This is a genomic window from Synechococcus elongatus PCC 6301 (genome assembly GCF_000010065.1).
Lineage (GTDB): Bacteria > Cyanobacteriota > Cyanobacteriia > Synechococcales > Synechococcaceae > Synechococcus > Synechococcus elongatus.
Genome location: NC_006576.1, coordinates 292,924 through 313,544, shown reverse-complemented (window position 1 = coordinate 313,544; position 20,621 = coordinate 292,924). Strand labels below are relative to the sequence as shown.

At 53.3% G+C, this 20,621-nt stretch carries 14 protein-coding genes; 9 read left to right on the top strand and 5 right to left on the bottom strand.

Features of this window, described 5'->3' with window-relative positions; genetic code table 11:
• Nucleotides 1-45 precede the first annotated feature (45 nt).
• The 4 genes from SYC_RS01375 (at nt 46) to SYC_RS01360 (ending at nt 5,923) form a co-directional block, all read left to right on the top strand.
• Nucleotides 46-1,257: a molybdopterin molybdotransferase MoeA gene (locus tag SYC_RS01375; protein WP_011377960.1), complete on the top strand. Its 1,212-nt coding sequence runs from the start codon at nt 46-48 to the stop codon at nt 1,255-1,257.
• 514 nt (nt 1,258-1,771) lie between these two features.
• Nucleotides 1,772-3,604, top strand: coding sequence for a calcium-binding protein (locus SYC_RS01370; protein WP_011242580.1), 1,833 nt, complete (start codon nt 1,772-1,774; stop codon nt 3,602-3,604).
• Between the two features lie 165 nt (nt 3,605-3,769).
• Nucleotides 3,770-4,276: a DUF4240 domain-containing protein gene (locus tag SYC_RS01365; RefSeq protein ID WP_011242579.1), complete on the top strand. Its 507-nt coding sequence runs from the start codon at nt 3,770-3,772 to the stop codon at nt 4,274-4,276.
• 306 nt (nt 4,277-4,582) lie between these two features.
• Complete coding sequence (locus tag SYC_RS01360) at nt 4,583-5,923, top strand: TldD/PmbA family protein (protein WP_011242578.1); 1,341 nt, start codon at nt 4,583-4,585, stop codon at nt 5,921-5,923.
• Nucleotides 5,924-6,031: 108 nt separating this feature from the next.
• Here SYC_RS01360 and SYC_RS13475 read toward each other — a convergent pair whose 3' ends face one another.
• Entirely contained in the window at nt 6,032-6,202 is a 171-nt protein-coding gene (locus SYC_RS13475; protein WP_011242577.1) for a metallothionein, read from the bottom strand.
• A gap of 100 nt (nt 6,203-6,302) precedes the next feature.
• Between SYC_RS13475 and smtB the strand changes: the two genes are divergently transcribed.
• Nucleotides 6,303-6,671, top strand: coding sequence for a Zn(II)-sensing metalloregulatory transcriptional repressor SmtB (smtB, locus tag SYC_RS01355; RefSeq protein WP_011242576.1), 369 nt, complete (start codon nt 6,303-6,305; stop codon nt 6,669-6,671).
• Nucleotides 6,672-6,680: 9 nt separating this feature from the next.
• Here the strand turns inward: smtB and dnaG are convergent, their stop codons facing one another.
• Nucleotides 6,681-8,765 (bottom strand): DNA primase, encoded by a 2,085-nt coding sequence (dnaG, locus tag SYC_RS01350; RefSeq protein ID WP_011242575.1) that lies wholly within the window; start codon nt 8,763-8,765, stop codon nt 6,681-6,683.
• A 142-nt stretch (nt 8,766-8,907) separates the two neighbouring features.
• Nucleotides 8,908-11,343: a phenylalanine--tRNA ligase subunit beta gene (gene pheT / locus SYC_RS01345; RefSeq protein ID WP_011242574.1), complete on the bottom strand. Its 2,436-nt coding sequence runs from the start codon at nt 11,341-11,343 to the stop codon at nt 8,908-8,910.
• A gap of 135 nt (nt 11,344-11,478) precedes the next feature.
• On the opposite strand from pheT, the gene SYC_RS01340 reads away from it, so the two are divergent.
• On the top strand, nt 11,479-13,047 hold the full coding sequence (locus SYC_RS01340; RefSeq protein ID WP_011377967.1) for a serine/threonine-protein kinase: 1,569 nt from the start codon (nt 11,479-11,481) through the stop codon (nt 13,045-13,047).
• Nucleotides 13,048-13,114: 67 nt separating this feature from the next.
• Here SYC_RS01340 and SYC_RS01335 read toward each other — a convergent pair whose 3' ends face one another.
• Nucleotides 13,115-14,503: a lysophospholipid acyltransferase family protein gene (locus SYC_RS01335; RefSeq protein ID WP_011242572.1), complete on the bottom strand. Its 1,389-nt coding sequence runs from the start codon at nt 14,501-14,503 to the stop codon at nt 13,115-13,117.
• Between the two features lie 139 nt (nt 14,504-14,642).
• On the opposite strand from SYC_RS01335, the gene SYC_RS01330 reads away from it, so the two are divergent.
• The 3 genes from SYC_RS01330 to SYC_RS01320 all read left to right on the top strand — a co-directional run bounded on the left by SYC_RS01330 (nt 14,643) and on the right by SYC_RS01320 (nt 19,582).
• Nucleotides 14,643-15,338 (top strand): 2OG-Fe(II) oxygenase family protein, encoded by a 696-nt coding sequence (locus tag SYC_RS01330; RefSeq protein ID WP_011242571.1) that lies wholly within the window; start codon nt 14,643-14,645, stop codon nt 15,336-15,338.
• Nucleotides 15,339-15,654: 316 nt separating this feature from the next.
• On the top strand, nt 15,655-17,064 hold the full coding sequence (locus SYC_RS01325) for an NAD(P)-dependent malic enzyme (protein ID WP_011242570.1): 1,410 nt from the start codon (nt 15,655-15,657) through the stop codon (nt 17,062-17,064).
• Between the two features lie 787 nt (nt 17,065-17,851).
• On the top strand, nt 17,852-19,582 hold the full coding sequence (locus tag SYC_RS01320; RefSeq protein ID WP_011242569.1) for a diguanylate cyclase: 1,731 nt from the start codon (nt 17,852-17,854) through the stop codon (nt 19,580-19,582).
• Nucleotides 19,583-19,636: 54 nt separating this feature from the next.
• Here SYC_RS01320 and SYC_RS01315 read toward each other — a convergent pair whose 3' ends face one another.
• Nucleotides 19,637-20,599, bottom strand: a complete 963-nt coding sequence (locus SYC_RS01315) for a DUF362 domain-containing protein (protein WP_011242568.1) — start codon at nt 20,597-20,599, stop codon at nt 19,637-19,639.
• Nucleotides 20,600-20,621: the final 22 nt, after the last annotated feature.

Sequence of the window (20,621 nt, the reverse complement as noted above, 5' to 3'; positions counted from 1 at the left end):
TGATTTGATGGGAAGAGATGAGTGGGCGTTCGCAAGGGAGCGGTGATGATCTTGTCCTATTCGGCAGCGATCGAGTTGCTGTTGGCTGAAGTGGCGCAATTACCGTTGGCAATCGAAAGGGTGCCGCTACTGGAAACGGGCGATCGCCTGTTGGCGAAGGATTTGGCCGCGCCCTGCGACTTACCGCACTGGGACAACTCTGCCATGGATGGCTTTGCCCTGCGCAGTCAGGATGTTGCGGCAGCCAGCCCCGATCGCCCCGTGCGGTTGCCAGTTGTTGGTCGTGTGATGGCAGGTGAGCAACCACCGCTACTTGCAAATCCCACAGGCGTTGCCTGTGCGGTGATGACGGGTGCGCCAATTCCGGCTGGCTTTGATGTGATCGTCAAAGTCGAGGATGTGGTGCAAGAAGAGAATGCGATCGCGGTTTCGACACCGATTCCCGCCGGTCAATTCATTCGAAGGCAGGGCGAAGATCTCCGCCAAGGCTCGCCCCTGCTGGCGAAAGGTCAGCGACTCACGCCGATGGCATTGATGCTGGCCGCTGCTGTGGGGATGGGTGAACTGCCAGTCTGGTCGAAACTGCCTGTGGGCTTGATTTCCACAGGGACTGAGGTGGTGCCTTGGTCGCAACCGACGTTGGAACTTGGGCAGATCCGCAATTCCAGTCAGCCTTTTTTGATTGAGCAGTTGCAGCGACTCGGTTGTGAGGTACGGGCGATCGCTCATGTCCCGGATGACCCCGAACAGTTTGCCGCGATCGCTCAGCAATTTTGGTCGCAAGGCGTGCGCTTATTACTAACCACAGGTGCTGTCTCGATGGGCGTTGCTGACTTTGTGCCCGCTGCCCTGGAACGCTTGGGCTGCCAAACGATTTTTCATAAAGTCGCAATTCGACCCGGAAAGCCGCTGTTGTTTGCGATCGCACCGGAGCACCAAGGCCTCGTCTTGGCTTGTCCGGGCAATCCTGTTTCCACAACCGTCACGGCTGAGTTTTTCCTGAAACCCTTGCTGATGGCCTGCCGCAACGAAGTGCGATCGCCCCTTTGGTTGCCTTTAGCAGAATCTGTCCGCAAACCAGAGGGACTGCAGTGCTTCTGGCGATCGCGGCTGACTCCCGAGGGCAAGGTCTGGGTAGATCCTCAGCAGTCCTCTGCAGCGCTCAAGTCTCTGGTTGAATCAACCCATTGGGCAATTCTGCCGGCTGGTCAGGACTTCCTCGCGGCGGGAACTCCCGTTGAGGTGCGATCGCTGTAGATCTGATGCCTTTAGAGTCTGAGTTATCAGGCTCAAGTGCCAAGGCTGGCAAAGTCATTGCACTAGGAAAAGGTCAATGCCTTAACTTTCTGATGGGAAACAATCATAGTCTCGATAAATCCAGTAAACCTAGATGACGAAGACTGTGGTGAAGTGACTAAGGCAGATATCCTGAGTCACAAGAATTTTCTTCTGGAGAAACCAAAATTCTTAAAAACTAGGGAAGGGTGAAGTAGGTTAATACCTTTTCTTGGCTCTGGTTTGTGCGGATCGCTCTTGAGTTGCTGACCGAGTAATCATTGTTTGGTACAGTTCATGGCTCGAGTTTTAGCTCTTCATAACCTCAATACGATGATTCGATTAGTGGTTAGCAGGAAATCTGTGGAAGCCTCGACTACCAACATCTTTGAAAATTCTGGGCTATAATCCCAAACAATTTAGTCAAAACCCGGACTTTCAGTTTTGACTTTCGCTTTGGCAAGTTTATCCATCGACGGCATAGAATTCTACCGACATGGCACCCTTTAATTTCAGTGCGTTCACTTTCGTCAAGCTCTTTTCACGTCTGTTCAACTTCAACAGCAAGCCGATCGCACAAAGCCAAACACAAAACCTTACTGAAAACGCGGGTCTTTTTAACGGTCAGCTTATCGCCAGTGATCCGAATGGTGATCCAATCACTTTCCTACTTGCCCCTAATCAAGTAGCTCCAGCAGGATTTACTCTCAATTCTAATGGTAGCTATTCCTTTGACCAAGACGATACTAGCTATGACAGCTTAGGTCTTGGTGATACTCAAGTAATTGCAATTGATTATGTTGTTAAAGACTCACGTGGAGCAGTCTCTCAGACGAGGACATTGTCAATTAATCTTGCTGGCACTAATGATGCTCCAACAATTACTGCAGGGCCTGTTGTTGACGCTAACAGCATCACTTTCACTGCAGAGGATATTGATAGTGACACTTTAACCGCACGGGTTGGTACAACTAACCTCATGCCTGGAACGGTTAATAATGGATCGCCAACAACCTCAACGATTACAGCGCTAGATACTGCTCTGTTCGGTGAACTGAACGTCTTTGATGGAACAGACTCTGTTGGTGTCGGTTTGTTTGTAGGAATCGGGACGATCGGTGCTGATACCTTAACTGCTATAGGTACTAATCCTGCAGTGCTCTATGGATTTGAAGGTGACGATAGACTCACTGGCGCTGATCAAGACGATACTATTCTGGGCGGTGATGGGAATGACACTATTATCGAAATCAGCGGAAACAACTTGATTGAAGGTAATAATAATAATGACTCAATTGTAGGCGGTACAGACAGCGATAGAATTAATGGTGGCGCTGGTGCTGACACTATTTTAGGTGGTGATGGTGCTGACACGATCGATGGTGGTCTTGGAAATGACTCAATCTTCGGTGATTCAGGTAACGATAATATTCGAGGTTTTGGTGACAGTAATACTATTTTAGGTGGGAGCGGTAACGATACGATTGAAGGAACGATCGCTGGCAGTAACTCGATCGATGGTGGTGAAAATGATGATGTCATCACAGAGATTGGTTTTGGTAGTACTCTCCTCGGAGGTCTAGGGAATGATTCAATCCTCGGCTTTTCCGCTTCTACCATTAATGGCGGCGATGGCAGTGACACCATTAATGTTGAATTTGGAAATAATACTATTGATGGTGGCATGGGTAATGATTCTATCGAGATTGCCATTAATCCTAGTTTTACTATCTCTGGATCTGGCAACACAGTTAGTGGCAGTAATGGGAATGATACTATTATCGCAATCAACGGAAGTAACTTGATTGAAGGTAATAATGATAATGACTCAATCGTAGGCGGTACAGACAGCGATACGATTAACGGTGGCACTGGCGCTGACACCTTAACTGGTGGGCTTGGATCAGACACTTTTAGCTTTGCGGCAACAGGTGACGGTATCGCAGCGACAAGTGGTGAAAATGGTAGTGTCACCTTCGGGAATGGATTTGATTACATTACTGACTTTGAATCGATCGACTCTATCATTGTAGGAACTGATGGTTTTACGATTCAATCTTCAGTTGGTACTGCATTCATTGATGGTGATGGTAATTATGTGATTGTCAGTGTTGGAATGATCTCAGATATTTTTGCTATTGCTGGAGTCCTAACTGATACTACCTTTGAATCGCGAGATCCAGGAATGGGTGATTCTTTTACTGAACTTCTCCTGTTTAAGGCTTCTAATGCAATGATGGGTGATGTTATTACTGCCACAACAACTCCAGAAACATTAATTATTGGAGGTTCAGCATTAGATATGCTTCAGCCATATAGCTGCTGTTAATTTATTGTCCCCAACTCTTTGCCTTTTTGCACAAAGGTTTACCTGAACTCCTGCTAAATTAGCGGGAGTTTTTCTTGCGCTAACTTTTAGAGGGCTCTGTTCATTATCATGCGATCGCTCTAGGAATACTTGGGCAATCTAGGTGCTGCTTTCAGGCGCGAAATAATGGATCTCAAAGATTTCTGGGCCATCATTCAAGACGTGCACGATCGCAGTGATGGCGATATGGAGGCCAAGTGCGATCGCTTGCAAACACAGCCTGCGAGTCTGAGTGCGGAAGAGGCGATCGCTTTTAGTCAGCACTTTGATGCCTTGATGGATCGAGCCTACGATTGGTCGCTTTGGGGCGCAGCCTATTTGCTGCAGGGTGGCTGCAGTGATGATGCATTTAGCGTCTTTCGCGCTTCGTTGATCTCACGGGGGCAAGCAGCCTACGAAACGGCGATCGCCAATCCCGATGCGATCGATATCACGGACTTTGATGAAGAGGCTTGGTTCTTCGAGGGCTTTCAGTATGCCGTGGCGGATGGGGTAGAAGCCGCTGCAGGATTCAGTCCACCGCGATTGCAACCGCATCCCAATCAACCGAGCGGTGAGGAATGGCAAGAAGAGGAACTTGAGCAGTTATTGCCTCGGCTCACAGCATTGATGGAAGCGGCTGATTCAGACTGAACTTCCGGGCTGAGAGGAGAGAAATAGGCGATCGCGCTGATGGATTTGGCCAAGAAAAACCCCGCCATCGCTGAGCGGGGAAAAGCTTGGGTAGAGACGTGGAATAGCCGCAGACACATTGCGGTTGCTTTATTCAAAACGATTGATTCATGTAGATTTGTCTCTTTCCCTACATTCACAAAATAATTTCAGGTTTGCAGTCATTACCCCTCTGGTAAGCCGACTCGCACCCCGCCGCCGCTCCAGAATCCATACACTAGGAGCAGGAGCTTCTGCGGCTCTTCTCAGCGTTTTTCTTGTGTGACTATGCCCCTGGCCATCGATCGCCTTGCCGAACAAGTGAGTGAAAGTGCCCGACGCTTGGGCATTGCTCAATACGATGTCTCTGGTTCTGCCGTCGAAGAGACCAGCGTGCAGGTCGAGAAGGGCGACCCCAAACAGGTCAAAGCCTCCCAGCGATCGGGCGTCACAGTTCGCGTCTGGAATGAGCAAGGACAGGTTGGCGTCACGTCCACCAGTGAGAGCGATCTGCCGGGCTTAGAGCTGGCGCTGCAAACGGCTTTGGAAGCCAGCCAGTTCGGGATTCGTGAGCACGCGCCGGACTTCAGCCCCGAGGCGACTGTACCGCTAGAGCCGCTGGAGATTCCCAACTACGACATCGAAGCGGTGCCCGAGCTGATTGCTGCCTTGGCTGAGGCTGAGCAGCAGTTGCTCGCCAGTCATCCCGCGATTGCGGCAGTGCCCTACAACGGTTTGGCGCGTCGACGCAGTGAGGGTTTCTATCTGAATAGCGCTGGGGCCTTGCGATCGGAGAAAGGCAGCTACGCTTCGCTCTACCTCTACAGCAAGACCGAGCAGGCCGATCGCAAGCCGCGCAGTGCGGGGGCGTTTCGGATGGCGCACCGCTTGGCCGATCTCGATTTCAGTGGCTGCGTTACTGAGACAGCAGAGAAAACGATCAGTCACCTCGACTACCGCCCGATCACTTCAGGGAAATACTTGGTCTGCTTCTCACCAGAAGCGTTTCTACAACTGCTAGGAGCCTTTTCCAACTTGTTCAATGCCCAGAGTGTGCTCGATCGCCAGAGCCTCTCGACGCCAGAATCCTTGGGAACGGCGATCGCCTCGCCGCTGTTGAATCTCTACGACGATGCCCGTCATCCATCTAATGGGGGGGCGACAGCTTTTGACGGTGAAGGGACTCCGACTCGCCGGCTCCCGTTGATTGAAGCCGGTGTACTCAAAAATTTCTTGCATAGTGCGGGGACGGCTAAGCGACTGGGTGCCAGCCCGACCGGTCACGCCAACCTTGGGGCTAAAGTCACCGTTAGCCCCCACTTTGGGGTAGTCGAAGCCGCGGAAGCACGATCGGAACTGAGCCTCGATACGGCCGAGTCTGTGATCTTGATCGATGATCTGCAAGCGCTCCATGCGGGTGTTCAGTCCTTGCAAGGCTCGTTCTCGCTGCCCTTTGATGGCTGGTTGGTCAATCAAGGCGATCGCGTCAGCATCGAATCAGCAACCGCTGCAGGCGATTTTCGGGAACTGTTGCGCAATATCGTCCAAGTCGATGCGATCGCCCAGATCACGCCCGGTGGGATTTCGCCGGCTGTTTGGGTCGAAGGTCTCTCGATCACCGGCGAGTAGGGGTTGTAAGGCTGCGCGATCGCACCTCCTATAAATAATCAACCGCTGGCCCATGATTGAGGAGCCAGCGGTTTTCGATTGATGGGGGATTAGCAGGGAAACAGTTGATTAGCCGTGGCAGTTACAGCTGGTGTGGCCGCAGCCTTTGCTACCACCGGTGTGGCCATCGGCACAGGCTTCGCTGCAGTAGTACAGACCGTTGCGATCGATCGCTTTGCTGGGATCGACGTTGCAGAGACAGGGCTCACAAGCGCATTTGACCAAGGTTGTTGAGGTCATGACAGCAACTCCTTTGAATATCTGAATAACTGTTCATGTGTTTAGCCTAACATCTGAATCTTGATTCAGGTATGGTGGGTGGACAAACCGTGATTGGCTCATGACAAAACCAGTGCTGCAGGACGGAGAGACGGTAGTCTGCCAAGGGACTCATGCGGCGATCGCCTCGGAGCTTCAAGCGATCGCACCCGAAGTTGCCCAATCGCTAGCCGAATTTTTTGCAGTGCTGGCCGATCCAAATCGACTGCGGTTGCTGTCCCTGTTAGCGCGATCGGAGCTCTGTGTTGGGGATTTGGCCCAGGCAATTGGTGTTTCCGAATCGGCGGTGTCTCACCAATTGCGATCGCTCCGTAATCTGCGGCTGGTGAGCTATCGCAAGCAAGGGCGGCATGTCTACTACCAGCTACAGGATCATCACATTGTGGCGCTTTATCAAAACGCCCTCGATCACTTACAAGAGTGTCGCTAGAGATGCACCTTAGGCAGAAATCGGCTGGGGAGTGGTCGGGGCGATCGCAGTAGCATCGTGCTCTGTCATGCCCAAGAATGCTTGGGGATTCAGGCAGCGTTCTTGATCGAGTTGCTGTAGATAGCGGCGCTCGTTGTAGTAAAGCTTTTGGAAGTGAAGCGCCTCTTGGTTGAGCTGTTCGTGCAGAGCGGTAATCTGCGCCTCAGCATCAACATCCTCCCCAATGCCTGCTTGCAGCAGTTGCTCAATGCAATGTTCAAAGGTGTGAATACTCTGGCGTGCCCAAGAGTCAAGCAAATGGCGGCAACGTTTTTCGCAGCGCAGTCGTTCCACCAAGGCCACAGCACCCCGTAACAACGGCAGTGGATGGGTGAGATCGGCGTGGTCATTTTCACTCAGTTCCAAGAAGCCACCGAGGGAAACTCCTGTGAGTTGATCGAGGCGATCGCGCAGAATCGGCACGAGGTCGATCGCTGCTAAGTCGTCACCGTTGCCTTCCCCTCGCTCGACTTGATACATGGCTGCAAAGCCAAGGTGCGCTTCTTCTATTTCAGCAATCGCCTGCCAGAGCAAACGGTGGGGCTGCAGGCTAAAACCTTGAATTTCGCGATCGTGGAGGGTTTTGCGGACAGCCAAGCGCAAGCGTGGGCAATGGAGATAGACCTTGAGAATCTGCGCTTCCGCTTGCTCCCGAATGCTGTCATCGCCCGGTTTCTCCCAGCGGCTAGCCTGACCATGCCAACGTTGACCCCGCACTTGTGCCCGCAGGTCTGAGGCAAGCTGAACAGCAGTTCGGGCTTCACCCTGACTGAGGCGCTCGGCGACTTGGTGAACGTAGTGGGTGCGTAGAGGTGTGTTGGGCAGCTTGCCCAGCAGTTGCACGATCGCTTGAACGACGGCTTGAAACTGATCGGCCTGATCGAGGTTGCGATCGCGCAGCAGTTGATCGATCTGCCAATCTAACCAGAGGGGCGATCGCGCCAGTAGCTCACGATAGTCGGCGACACTGTGACGCTGTAGGTATTCGTCAGCATCCTTACCGCCAGGCAGATTGAGGACCCGCAGCTGTACCTGTCCTTGATAGGCCAGATCTTCAACTTCCCCGATCGCCCGTTCTGCCGCCTTAGCACCAGCGCGATCGGCGTCGAAATTGAGCACGATCTGATTGGATTCGCTGTAGCGCGAGAGCAGCTTGACCTGCTGGCGACTGAGGGCCGTTCCGAGGGAAGCCACCGCATGATCGATGCCTGCTGCATGCAGGGCGATCACATCGAAGTAGCCTTCAACGACGACAGCTTGATCCTGCTTGGCGATCGCAGCGCGGGCTTTGTCCAACCCGAAGAGTAGCTTGCCCTTCTCAAAGAGCGTGGTCTCGGGCGAGTTGAGATACTTCGGCTCTTCACCGGTCAGCGTGCGGCCACCGAAGCCCACGACCCGCCCCTGCAGGTCATGGATGGGAATCATCAGGCGATCGCGGAAGCGATCGTAGTAGCCCTGGCCATTGCGCCGCGCCACGACTAAACCGGCTTCTTCGACCAAGTCAGCAGGAAAGCGCTTCTGCTCAATCAAATGGGTTGCCAGACTGGCCCACTGGGCTGGCGCATAGCCGAGCTGAAATTTCTGAATGGTGGACTCTTGGAGTTGCCGCGATCGCCTGAGGTAATCCAAGGCTGCCGCACCTTCTGGTCGGCGCAGCGACTGCTCGTAAAACTGGGTCGCGACAGCTAAAACTTCGTAGAGGCGTTCGCGGCGGCTGAGCTGGCGTTGCAGCTCTTGATGTTGCTGAACTTCGAGGGTACGAACCGGAACTTGGTAGCGCTTCGCGAGATCGAGGACAACTTCGCTAAAGGACTGCTTGCCTAGCTCCATCAGGAACTTGATCGGATTGCCGCCGGCGCCGCAACTAAAGCAGTAGTAGAACTGCTTAGCCGGACTGACAGTGAAGCTCGGCGATTTATCGTCGTGGAACGGGCAGAGGCCGACAAAATCCTTGCCGCGCTTTTTCAGCACGACTTGTTCCGAGACGATATCGACGATATCGGCCCGTTCTTTGACTGCTGCGATCGTTTCGGGATGAAGCCGAGGAGTATCCATGGCCGCCTTGGGCAACCTGCTCCTATTGTGAGGGAGACTTTTGATCCCCGCAGGGGGGTCGCAAAAATTGGCAAGGCGATCGCCAGCAAGGACTCTCCCTCGTTACTGGAGAGAGGCTGATAGCGATCACTTTAGGACTGTTTTAGCTGCGTAGGGTGACGCGGAAGCGTTCGACGAGGGACTGTCGCACCTGATCGTGCACCGGCTCCACTTCTGCCTCAGTCAGGGTGCGATCGCTCGCCCGATAGGTGAGACGGAAGGCCAAACTGCGCTGGTTCTCCGGCACATGCTCACCGCAATATTGGTCGAATAGCTCGACTTCGCTGAGGAGGGCTCCACCCTGACGGCGAATGATCCGCTCCAATTCCGCCACAGTCACAGACTGATCGACGAAGAAAGCCAAATCGCGATCGCTGGCAGGGAAGCTGCTATAAGGCTGGAAGCGCGGTACTTGCCGTTCTGGTTGATCGAGGTGGTCGAGCCAGACATCGAGATCCAGCTCAAAGGCGTAGACCTCTGCTGGCAGACCCCGCCCCTCGCAGAGTGATGGGTGAAGCTGACCAAAACGTCCGAGGCGATCACCCTGCAGCCAGAGCGAAGCAGTGCGACCTGGATGGAAGCGATCGTCTTGGCGATCGGGCTGAAACTCAATCGTGAGGCCAAAGCGCTCAAAGATTTCTTCCAAGACCCCTTTAGCGGCATACCAGTCGATCGCCTGCTCTTTGCCCCCGCGCTGCCAACGGCCTCGGCTGGGATCACCGCCAAGAATGCCGCCCATGCGATCGGCCTCGAAGAAGCCATCCTCTTCCCGCCAGAAAATGCGACCGATTTCAAAGCCCCAGAGTGGACCATTACCCTGCTCCCAGTTGTACTGGAAGGCATCGATCAGACCACTGAGCAAATCGAGCCGCAGGGCGGAATATTCCGCCAGTAGCGGATTAGCCAGATGGACTTGGCGATCGCTACCGGGTTTGACTAGGGAGTAATGCTGTAATTCCGTCAGGCCGACGCCCCGACAGACGGCCCGAATTTGGCGGCGCAGACTTTCATCGATTGAAAGCGCTCCTTCGTCACTGCCCAGTGGTGGTAGGGTTTCGCCAAAGTTGTCGTACCCGTAGAGGCGAGCCACTTCCTCAATCAGGTCGATCTCACGCTCTAGATCGCGGTAGCGATAGGGTGGCACGCGGACTTGCCAAACCGCATCATCCACCAAGGTTAGATGACAGCCGATCGCGGTTAGCAACCGCTCAATATCATCGGCACCGAGATCTTTCAGTTCCTCGTCTTCTGCTTGAACAGGGCCAAGCAATTCATTAATCCGCTGGAGGCGCAGGGTGATGCTGTGCTCCGGTTCAGTTTGCGTGGTGGTCGCCACTGTTTGGCTGATGACAGTACCGCCAGCGATTTGTAGTAACAGATCGATCGCCCGTTGCGTCGCGATCGGCAGTTCTGTCACATTGACCCCACGCTCATAGCGAGCTGAGGCTTCGGTGCGCAGCCCTTGGCTCCGAGCTGACCGACGCACAGCGATCGGTTCAAACCAAGCGGCCTCCAACAGGAGTTGGGTGGTTTCTTGGCTAACCTCGCTGTCAGCACCGCCCATGACGCCTGCTAAGGCCACTGGGCAATCACCCGCCGTAATTACCAGAGCGGCTTCGGCTAGCGTCCGTTCCTGATCGTCTAGGGTCTTCAGCGTTTCACCGGCTTGGGCCGATCGCACCCCGATCGCAAGATCGCTACTGCCCGCGATCGCTTGCAGTTTCTGACGGTCGAAGGCGTGGAGCGGCTGACCGTACTCCAACAGGATGTAGTTGGTAATGTCGACGACATTATTAATCGTGCGAATCCCGGCCAGTTGCAGCCGCTTTTGCAACCACTCCGGCGAGGGCGCGATCGTCACCCCTTCGATGATCGTGCCGCTGTAGTGGCTTCCAGGCTTCACTTTGTAGAGAGATCGCCAAGACAGGGTAGTTCGGGATAGGTCTGCAGTTCCCACCTCAGGTAGCGTCAGGGTAGCCGCAGTTAAGGCCCGCACCTCCCGCGCGATCCCGATCAGGCTCAGGGCATCAGCCCGATTCGCCGTTGAGGTTAAATCGAGGACAACATCATCCAGCCCCAGCAGGGGGCCAACGGGCTGCCCCGCTTGTAAGCCTGCATCCTCAGGGAAGATGTGGATGCCTTCTGATTCTTTGGTCAGTCCTAGCTCAGACAGAGAGCAAATCATGCCCTCCGATCGCACACCCCGCAGTTTGGTCGGCTTTAGCTTGAGGTCAATGCAGGGTAAATAGCTGCCCAAGGTGGCGACAGCGACCCAGATATCTGCTCGGACGTTACTGGCACCACAGACGATCGTGACTGGTTCTGCTTGGCCAATCTCCACCTGACAAACACTGAGGCGATCGGCATTTGGGTGCTGTTCGCGTTCCAAGACCCGACCCACGACAACCCCGGCGGCCCAAGTGCGGCGGTCTTCGATTTCTTCAACTTCAAAACCCGCTAGGGTCAGTTTTTCCGCGAGCACCTCGGGCTCGAGGTCAACCTGGACCAGCTCGCGCAACCAGTTCAGGGATATCCGCATGCTAACCGCCTTCCTTGAGTGCCCCGTTTCGGCTCAATCATTCTATCGGCAAAGGGTGGAGGGCTTTGCGAAGCCGCGATCGCCGCTAAAGTGGATGCAACTGTAGAAGATCTGGTTCTTCCCTGCACCCTGCTCATGGCTCTCTGTCTCAATCCAGACTGCGGACAGCCAAATAACGACGACGCTAACAGCAGCTGCGCCACTTGCGGCTCACCGCTCCTGCTGCGCGATCGCTACCGCGTGGTCAAGGCGATCGGCCAGGGTGGATTTGGAGCGACCTATCTTGGGCAAGACCTCCAGTTGCCAGGAGAACCCCTCTGCGTCATCAAGCAGCTGCTGCCCCAGGTGCAAGACCCTGAAATTATGCTGATGGCGCGGGAGCTATTCCGGCGGGAGGCCAAAACCCTCGGCCGCATTGGCAGCCATCCCCAAGTCCCGACACTGTTGGATTATTTCGAAGCCCCCGAAGGCTTTTATCTAGTTCAAGAATATATTCGGGGCAAAACTCTTGAGCAGGAAGTACGGGAGCAGGGAGTTTATAGCGAAACAGCGACCAAGCAATTCCTGAGTGAACTGCTGCCCCTCCTGCAGTATTTGCATAACCAAGGCGTGATTCATCGGGACATCAAGCCAGCGAATTTGCTCCGCCGCGACATCGATCGCCGCCTTGTCCTGATCGACTTTGGCGCGGTCAAAGACCAAGTCAGTCAAATCCAGGGCGGCAGTGGCCTGACAGCCTTGACCTCCTTCTCTGTCGGCACCCGTGGTTATGCGCCGCCCGAGCAACTTGCCATGCGGCCTGTCTACAGCAGCGATCTCTATTCCTTGGGAGTGACCTGTCTGTTCTTGATGACCGGGAAAGGCCCTCAAGATCTGGATTACAACCCGGTTACTGGCGAGCTGTTGTGGCGTAATTCGGTGCAGGTCAGTGATGCCCTCGCAACCGTACTCGGCAAGATGTTGGCAGCTTCTGTGCGCTATCGCTACCAACGAGCTGAGCAAGTGATGACGGCTCTGGATTTACAGCCTTACCACGACAGTCTGATTCAGGGCCTCAGTGCCTTGCCCCCAGGTGCCCCGCCGATCAAACCCTCCTCTGGACGAACCGGATCAGGCTATCCTTCACCCCAAGAGCGTCAAGCTGAGGCCATTCGCGCTCGACGCCGCGATCGCAGTGGCAATCGGCCTGAGCAACTGGCAGATGCACAGCAAATCGCCGCTTGGACAGGTGGGACGAGCAATACCTCGGGCAATAACAGTGCTGGACGACTCAGCCTCAATGCCCGTGACATTCTGGCAACCTACCAGCGTGGACGGCGTGATTTTAGTCAGCAACCGCTCAACCGGATTGACCTGAGTGAATCACAGTTGCCCAGCGTCAACTTTCAAGGGGCTCAACTCAAGGAATCGCTCTTTGTTGCCGCTCAGTTAGAGCGTGCAGATTTTGGTCAGGCCAATCTCCACCGCGCCAATTTGCGACGAGCCAATCTTCATCAGGCCTACTTTGGCAACGCCGATCTCAGTTTCGCCAATTTGCAGAAGGCAGATCTCAGCGATGCCATTTTGAGCAATGCCAACCTGCGGGGCACGAATCTTTGCGGGGCTAACTTGCGGGGTGCCAAGCTGACGCCGGTGCAGCTAAAGATGGCGAAAACGAACTGGTGGACGATTCTGCCGGATGGCCGCCGAGGGCGACTGTTCTAATTCCCTAGCGAATAAGACTGACAGCCTGAGAGACCATCTCCGTACTCGACTGGACTGCAGAACGGACTCAGTGAGTCGAGGTTTGGATGGATTGTTCGAGACGATTGGTTAGGTCACAGGTGAGTTGCTCGATCGCACTTCGCCGGTTTTGGCGATAGTCCAGATAGCGATCGCTGACGTTGATCGGCTGCCCGATTTGTAGCTTGGCAATCCGTTGGCTGAGTTTAGAGACGGACTGGGGACTGCGACCTTGAGTCCAAGCGATTGCCCGCGCCATGATCGTCAGCACTTCTGCGTAGCGATCAATCGTCGGTTTCTCGCGGACGTAGGAGCCTGAGACGGCGGCAAAATGCTCTACTAGCCTCATGTGCCCCATGCGAATACTGGCTTCCGTAGCATTCCAGTCGGCCAACCCTCGCGCCACTAGCGAAAGCTGATCTAAATCATCGCGATAGATGCGATCCCAGCCTGCCTGTTCAATGCGACGACAGCGATCGCTAATTGAACCTTTAGCCGGCAGATTGAAGTGGGATTCCGCCACTGACAGGGCCACTTCCCGCAGCTGCTGAAGTCGTCTGGCAAAGTCTGGATAGGCCGTTGATGCGGTTGCAGGGTCTGCCGGATTGGGGTCTAGGGTTTGGCCATAGGCTTCCCGGTAAAAGGTTTCAAAGGTGGTGAGCATTTGTAGCCCCAGTCGCGCCAGACGGGCGTAGCGACGTGCGGCCGGATCATCGATTGAGGAAGGTAAGAGGCTGGAGAGGTTGAGGTCTTGCTCTAGTTCCGTCAACAAATGGTCGATCGCGTGCCAATCCTGCTTGTTGACGAAAGGATATTGCAGACCGATTGGGACGATTACGACCGCTTCAGCGCGATCGTCAGCGGCTAGGTCATCACAACACCAAAAGGCTAACTGAGCAATGCCCGGTTCCAACGGGCTGAGGATTTCACTGTGATTATTGGTGGCCCCTTCGGGGGCGATCGCGAGGGGAAAGTTGCCATTGACTAAGCGATCGCGGGCTGTTTTGAGGGCAGTGCGGTCTAACTTGCCGCGCTGAATTGGAATCCCCCCCAACTTCGACAGCACCCAGCCTGTGAACTGACCGGCCCAGATCGGAATGCCGCGATCGTAGAGGAATTGACTATGCACCGGCGATCGCAGCGGAATGTGATTGTGGCGTGCCACCGTCGGGATGGTTTTCCAAAGCAAATGGGCCAAAACAAGGGGGGCTTGGGTGCTGGGATGTCGAAAAGCCAAAATCAGGCGAACTTGACGGGCTTGAAATTGTGCCAGTAGCCCTGCTAGCTCCTCAATCCCTGTGGCCTCAACCCGCTGAATTTTTTGGGCGCGTAACAGGAACGGTAAAACTAGCTTGACCAGTCGATGCAGCCAGGGCTGATAGTCAGGCGGAATGAATTCCAGGGCAGGCTGGGCCTGTTGCACGATGGCATGAGGCATGCGTGATAGCGATCGCTCGATCGCCAAGAAAGGCCACGGTGCCCCCTATTGTGGCCCTTGCTGACAACAATCTCTGGCTATTTCGGCTAGTTATAACGAGTGGAGTAGGGTATCGAAAGACTCTTCACAGCCGTAATCGATGCCCATTGATACTTGGTTCCCGCTTGCTGTTTCTCGCAACCTGCTCACGCCCGATCCGGCTCTACATGAGCGGATGGTTGCTCAGATTTTTCAATGGCGCGGTGATCTCTGGGCGAATCCGAGTGGGGAATCGGCCTGGACCGGCGACATGAATGGCGTGGCCTTGGTGCATGAACATCCTGATTTTGCTTGGTTGCGATCGCAGGTAGAGGTTGAAGCGCTGCAGTTTTGCCAAGCGTTGGGTTTTCAAACGGAGGCTTTGCAATTGTGGATTCAGCGATCGTGGCCGGTTGTTTCTGAGCCCGGCCAAAGCATTGGCGCCCATCACCATCCCAACGCCCATCTCAGCGCTATCTACTACTTGAACGGCAGCGGCGATCCTGAACTGGGAGCCCTCAGAATTTTTGACGATCGCCCGCGCAATGAGTTGGTGCCCGGCTTAGCCGTTGGCTATGGCGAGGTGATTGCCGAGGAGGCTGCACTCAACCAAGCGTGGATTGACTATCCACCGCAGGCTGGATTATTGCTGCTGTTTCCTGCCAGCACAAGACATGGCGTCACCGAAAACCTGACTGACTTGACGCGACTCTCAGTCAGCTTTGACCTGTACCTCACGGCGCGATCGGCGACGGAACTTGCCCCAGAATATCTGGCTCCTCCCGTGAATCGCTGGAGCCCCATCCAGCTGCGCTGAGCGACTGCACAGACAAACTGAGTGTTCCTTAAAAATCAGTCATTTGCAGAGCTGATCGCTGGACTCAAGGCTGTTTAAGGCTTTGGGTCTTTTTTTAGGTCAGTGATTAGCTCTAGGGTGATTTTTGTCTATTTATAAGATTTATAAGACTTGTTTTTGGACTTAGTTGCGACTTTTATAAGACTAGTAGACAAGCTAAAATCTCACCGTATAGCTGATCGCCCGTGCCTCTAGCTAAAAGGAAGGCAGAAATCCTTTAGGGGAGACTCGAGCAGGGTGGGACAATGGCATTAAGACTCTTCGCACCCCTGTCTCAATGGCTTCTGCACTTACTCCTAATGCCAGTCACAGCGTTTCGGTTCTGGTGCGTATGCCCAGCAATACCGCTGCCATGCTGCATGTTGTGCAGGCGATCGCCACGACCGGCGCGAACTTAACAGAGATGGAATTGCTGCAGCGGACTAACCAGTGGATTGACCGTCGGCTGATAGTAGAAGCGGCCAGTGAAGAGCAGGCTGCAGCAGTGGTTGAAGCGATCGCAGCAGTGCCGGATCTGGAGTTGCTAGACAGCGAAGATCGCACCTTTGCACTACACCGTGGTGGCAAAATTAGCGTCGAGCCAAAGCTGCCGTTGACCAGTCAAGCCCAGCTTGCTATGGCCTATACGCCCGGTGTGGGTCGCGTTTGTAAGGCGATTGCGGCTAACCCCGATCGCGTCTACGAGCTAACGGTCAAACAAAACATGGTGGCGATCGTCACCGATGGGACCGCCGTTCTTGGCCTTGGTAACCTTGGCCCAGCCGGTGCATTGCCGGTGATGGAGGGCAAAGCCATGCTGTTCAAGGCGTTTGGCGATGTCGATGCCTTCCCGATTTGTCTTGATACCCAAGACACGGATGAGATTGTCGAGACGATGAAGCGAATCGCGCCGGTCTTTGGGGGCGTGAATTTGGAGGATATTGCGGCTCCTCGTTGCTTTGAAATTGAAGCTCGACTGAAGCAAGAGCTAGATATCCCGGTGTTTCACGACGATCAGCATGGCACCGCGATCGTCACCCTCGCAGCACTTGAAAACGCTCTGAAGCTGGTCAAGAAATCGCTCTCACAGGTGCGGATCGTGATGAATGGAGCCGGTGCGGCCGGTCTGTCCGTTGCCTCGCTGCTGCGGGAAGCGGGCGCTACTAACATCATCATTTGTGATTCTCGCGGGATTCTTAGTTGCGATCGCAGCGATCTGACGCCCCAGAAGCAAGCATTCGCCATTGAAGCAGGTGGGAGCTTAGCTGATGCTCTGGTCAATGCGGATGTCTTTATCGGTGTCAGCGTGCCGGGGGTGCTGACCGTCGAAATGGTGGAAACTATGGCGAGCGATCGCATTATTTTCGCGATGGCCAACCCCATCCCCGAGATTCAACCAGAGCTGATTCAGGGGCGGGCAGCCGTCATCGCCACGGGCCGCAGTGACTACCCGAACCAGATTAATAATGTCCTGGCTTTCCCAGGCGTATTCCGTGGAGCCTTGGATTGTCGGGCGAAGAGCCTGACCAGCAGCATGTTCCTAGCCGCTGCACGAGCGATCGCAGCTCTAGTACCCCCAGAAACTCTTTCGGCAGAGCACATCGTCCCCAGTGCTTTTGATTCTCGTGTAGCGCCGGCTGTCGCAGCCGCCGTTGTCGAAGCAGCACAGGCAAATGGTCTAGCGCAAACTCTTGCTGTGACTCACTAGCGCATAACCCAGCCACTTTCAAACCTTTCTAGGCTCAGGGCGATCGCTTTGGGCCTAATTTTTTGTAGGGCAGATATTGTTTCAGTTGAGACAGTCTTAGGAGCGGAAACAAGGTGGCGAGCTTCTTGTCCTAGAGGCAGGCTGTTCTCGGCTCTATCCAAGCAGACATGGGGCATATGCGACTGAATCCGGGACTGGATCTGAACAATCCGGAGTTTTTCGTGGCTCGAAATAAGAACCGAACTGGGGATTTTGACCGCTAATTTTCAGACGATCGCTATTTAGTCCAGGCTGCTGGAATTGGTGAGAGCGATTAAGAAGTAATGAGACCAGAATGAGAAAAATTTGCAGGACATGTTAGGCTGTAAGAACCCCAAAAAGCCAATCTCCAAAAAATAAAAGTAGTCCAAATCAATCTGTTCTGGACTTTAAACACCCTTAAAACTGCTCTAGATAAGAGTTTCAGAATTCCGCCATCTTGCGTACACCGCAGAAGGGCAAGCAGTTACCCTAGCATCTAGTAACTCATAACCCCAGTCTCATATCAGTCTTATTTTCTTGTAGATGACTCAGATAGAACGGTCAGTCGAAATTGCTGCAAGAGCAGCGATCGCTTGGAATGATTCGCAGCAGTGAAATTTGCTAGTTGATAATTAGCACGCTAGTTTGCATCAATGAATATTTACCAGGATTGTTTTTTGCACACCCTGAAGGGCGACAAAATGAGTTAGGGAATACTAAAAACGTATGGCGATACTGACTATGGGAGCCTCAAGATTCTAGAGCGATGCAAAATGCCTTCAGTACAGCAGACTCCTCAGATCAGTCACTACTGGATGAGATAGAGGTAGGACTACCAAACCCAAAACCGCGCCTAAAAGTCAAGGGGTGGCGTTCTTGGGTTTATGGTGGGGCAGGCTTACTCCTCGGTGTTTTTGGCATTGCAGGGAGCTTAGGACTATTCGCAATTCAAGAAGCCCGTCGCCAAGTCGATCGCTCTCTTGAAGCGATCGAAGTTGCACAAATAATTGACTACTACCAGATTCGACTGCTCTTCCGATTTAACAGCTACCTGGAAAGTCGCCAAGAAACCGATAACAAACTCTATCAGCTTGGACAAGAACAGCTGTTGGATTCAATTGATAAGTTAAAAAGCTTTTATGTTCAGCCCCCCAATCCAGAACAGTTGAAAGAGATTGCGGCGTTATCAGCGCTGATCCAATCCAAGCTAGAGGAGCAGCAAAATCTAATGAATGCAAAGCAAGAGGCTACACCAAGCCTCGATGCCTCTTATTATAATGTACACTCTCAAATCAATCAGATTGTTCAAAATGAGCGAAGAATCCTCGATCGTCGTGTAATTAATGTTGATAGCTATCGTCTACTCACAAATGTCCTCCTGATTTTAGGCTCGCTCCTAGGCTTGACTCTTGCGATCGCACTCTATCAAGAACAACGCCGAGAGCAACGGGAGATGAGTGTCATTGATCATGATTACCAAGAGAAAGAAGATACGCTCAATCACAAGCTCAAAGTATTGCAGCTCGAACAGAAATTAAGTAGTTTACTCCTGACCTGTCGCTCTACAGAAGAGATTAAAAAAATTCTGGAGGATTTCTTTCAGCGCTGGTTTCCTCAAGCACAAGGTGCTGTCCTTGAAATCAGTGCTTCGAGAGATACACTCGTTGAGATTGCTCGCTTTGGTGAGTTGGAATTACCTTCTCTCGCGATGCCCTCCGATTGTTGGGCAATGCGACGAGGCGAATGTTATCACTCTAGTCAAGCGGAATTTACCTATCCCTGCGGTCTCTGTCACCATCTACATGGAGAGATTATTCCTGATAATATTATCTGTATTCCATTACAAGCACATGAACAGCTGATTGGTATTTTACACCTGACTAATGTTGACCCTAAGTCTCAAAAAATTGTGGAGTCTTTTGGTCAGCAATTAGCCTTACCTTTGGCAGTAATGCACCTTCAAGAACAGCTCAAACAGTTGAGCTATCGAGATAGTAATACAGCTCTTTATAATCGGCGTTTCCTTGATGAAATTCTTGAACGAACGTTACTAACAGCAATTCGTCGTAATGAATCGCGGTCTCTAGGGGATGCCCCTTATTCAGTGGGATTAATCTTCTTGGATGTTGATAAATTCAAAGACTTTAATACGCGCTTTGGACATGCTGTTGGCGATCAAGTGTTGCAGACACTCGGACAAACGATGCTGGAATCGTGTCGGCGCGGTGAAGATCTTGCTTGTCGGTATGGGGGCGAGGAGTTCGTCCTCATTTTGCCAGGCATGGATGAGGACATGACCTATCAACGGGCTGAGCAAATTCGACTGGCTGTGAGTCAGAAAGCAGTGAGCAATTGTCGGATCACGATTTCTCTCGGCGTTGCAGCCTTCCCTTCTGCTGGCCAAACTCCCTCTGAGCTGTTGAAAGCTGCAAATATGGCGATGCTCAAAGCGAAGTTGAATGGTCGCAATCAGACGGTTCGGATTAGTCAGCTCTAGTTGCGATCGCGTTTTCGTTTCCTCAACCTACTGATCTGTGTACGAGTCTCGTAACTACGAAGACGACCGTGCATAGGCTTGGAACGGTTCTTTAATTAATCGGATGTAGAGATGCTTCAGGGTTGATCGCAGAATTCTAGGTGCACCGAAATCAATGGGAACTAGGCGGTCGGGTTGCCGCCAATCCAGAATCCGACAATCACCAGCATCTAGAAAGGGATAGTGCAATGTTGGATGCTGTAATTGCAGTCGTGCTGCCGCTGCTAGGGTCGGAACGGCCAACTCATTTAGCCCTAGCAATGTTGCACAGGCTTGATCGAGGGCAAAAACATCATCCGCTGCTGCTAATAGCTTGAGCGATCGCGGTTCGCCGTTGCTGGGACCATTGCCCTCATGGGCGACGATCGCATCCAAAATCGTCAGTGCTGGTGAGATCGCCCGAGCAGTTTCCACAAGCATTTCACCAAAGCGATCGCGATCTTTCCCAGCTTCGAGGTGCCACCACGCTTTCATCTTGCCGGGGACGCAACCAAACAGATTTTTCACGCCTGCCGAGAGCGTCAGCTGCACATGGGATTTGAGCTTGGGGATGTTGATAACGACATCTGCCCCTAAAGCTTCCCGACTAAGCCTGAGGTGCTGAAAAGTAGGACTGTCAGTACTCTGTCGCACACCGCGAAATTCCACTAGGGGAATATCGAGTTCCTCCAACATTGGGCCATAGCCACTAGCGATCGCGACCCCTTTGGCACTCCCAAAAGCAGGACTATCGCCCAAAAATGGCTCTCCACCGACTTGGCGAACTAGCCGCGCGATCGCTGCTACGAGGTCGGGACGCGTCACACACTCCTTACCGGGCCGATTTCCTGTCAACAAATTGGGTTTGAGCAAGACTTTCTGGCCGGGCTTCACGAAAGCAGCCATTCCCCCCCAAGGCGCAAGTAAGGCCGCGAGTCGCTCATCGAGCAATTGGGCTTCGTAGCGATCGACCCGCAGCAAGGCAACTGTCGGTGACATAGCGAACCCGTCTTGGTTATCT

What these genes read in the sequence shown, in the direction of transcription:
- SYC_RS01375 (WP_011377960.1), top strand. Translation starts at nt 46, where the DNA reads ATGATCTTGTCCTATTCGGCAGCGATCGAGTTGCTGTTGGCTGAAGTG.
- SYC_RS01370 (WP_011242580.1), top strand. Translation starts at nt 1,772, where the DNA reads ATGGCACCCTTTAATTTCAGTGCGTTCACTTTCGTCAAGCTCTTTTCA.
- SYC_RS01365 (WP_011242579.1), top strand. Translation starts at nt 3,770, where the DNA reads ATGGATCTCAAAGATTTCTGGGCCATCATTCAAGACGTGCACGATCGC.
- SYC_RS01360 (WP_011242578.1), top strand. Translation starts at nt 4,583, where the DNA reads ATGCCCCTGGCCATCGATCGCCTTGCCGAACAAGTGAGTGAAAGTGCC.
- SYC_RS13475 (WP_011242577.1), bottom strand. Translation starts at nt 6,202, where the DNA reads ATGACCTCAACAACCTTGGTCAAATGCGCTTGTGAGCCCTGTCTCTGC.
- smtB (WP_011242576.1), top strand. Translation starts at nt 6,303, where the DNA reads ATGACAAAACCAGTGCTGCAGGACGGAGAGACGGTAGTCTGCCAAGGG.
- dnaG (WP_011242575.1), bottom strand. Translation starts at nt 8,765, where the DNA reads ATGGATACTCCTCGGCTTCATCCCGAAACGATCGCAGCAGTCAAAGAA.
- pheT (WP_011242574.1), bottom strand. Translation starts at nt 11,343, where the DNA reads ATGCGGATATCCCTGAACTGGTTGCGCGAGCTGGTCCAGGTTGACCTC.
- SYC_RS01340 (WP_011377967.1), top strand. Translation starts at nt 11,479, where the DNA reads ATGGCTCTCTGTCTCAATCCAGACTGCGGACAGCCAAATAACGACGAC.
- SYC_RS01335 (WP_011242572.1), bottom strand. Translation starts at nt 14,503, where the DNA reads ATGCCTCATGCCATCGTGCAACAGGCCCAGCCTGCCCTGGAATTCATT.
- SYC_RS01330 (WP_011242571.1), top strand. Translation starts at nt 14,643, where the DNA reads ATGCCCATTGATACTTGGTTCCCGCTTGCTGTTTCTCGCAACCTGCTC.
- SYC_RS01325 (WP_011242570.1), top strand. Translation starts at nt 15,655, where the DNA reads ATGGCTTCTGCACTTACTCCTAATGCCAGTCACAGCGTTTCGGTTCTG.
- SYC_RS01320 (WP_011242569.1), top strand. Translation starts at nt 17,852, where the DNA reads ATGCAAAATGCCTTCAGTACAGCAGACTCCTCAGATCAGTCACTACTG.
- SYC_RS01315 (WP_011242568.1), bottom strand. Translation starts at nt 20,599, where the DNA reads ATGTCACCGACAGTTGCCTTGCTGCGGGTCGATCGCTACGAAGCCCAA.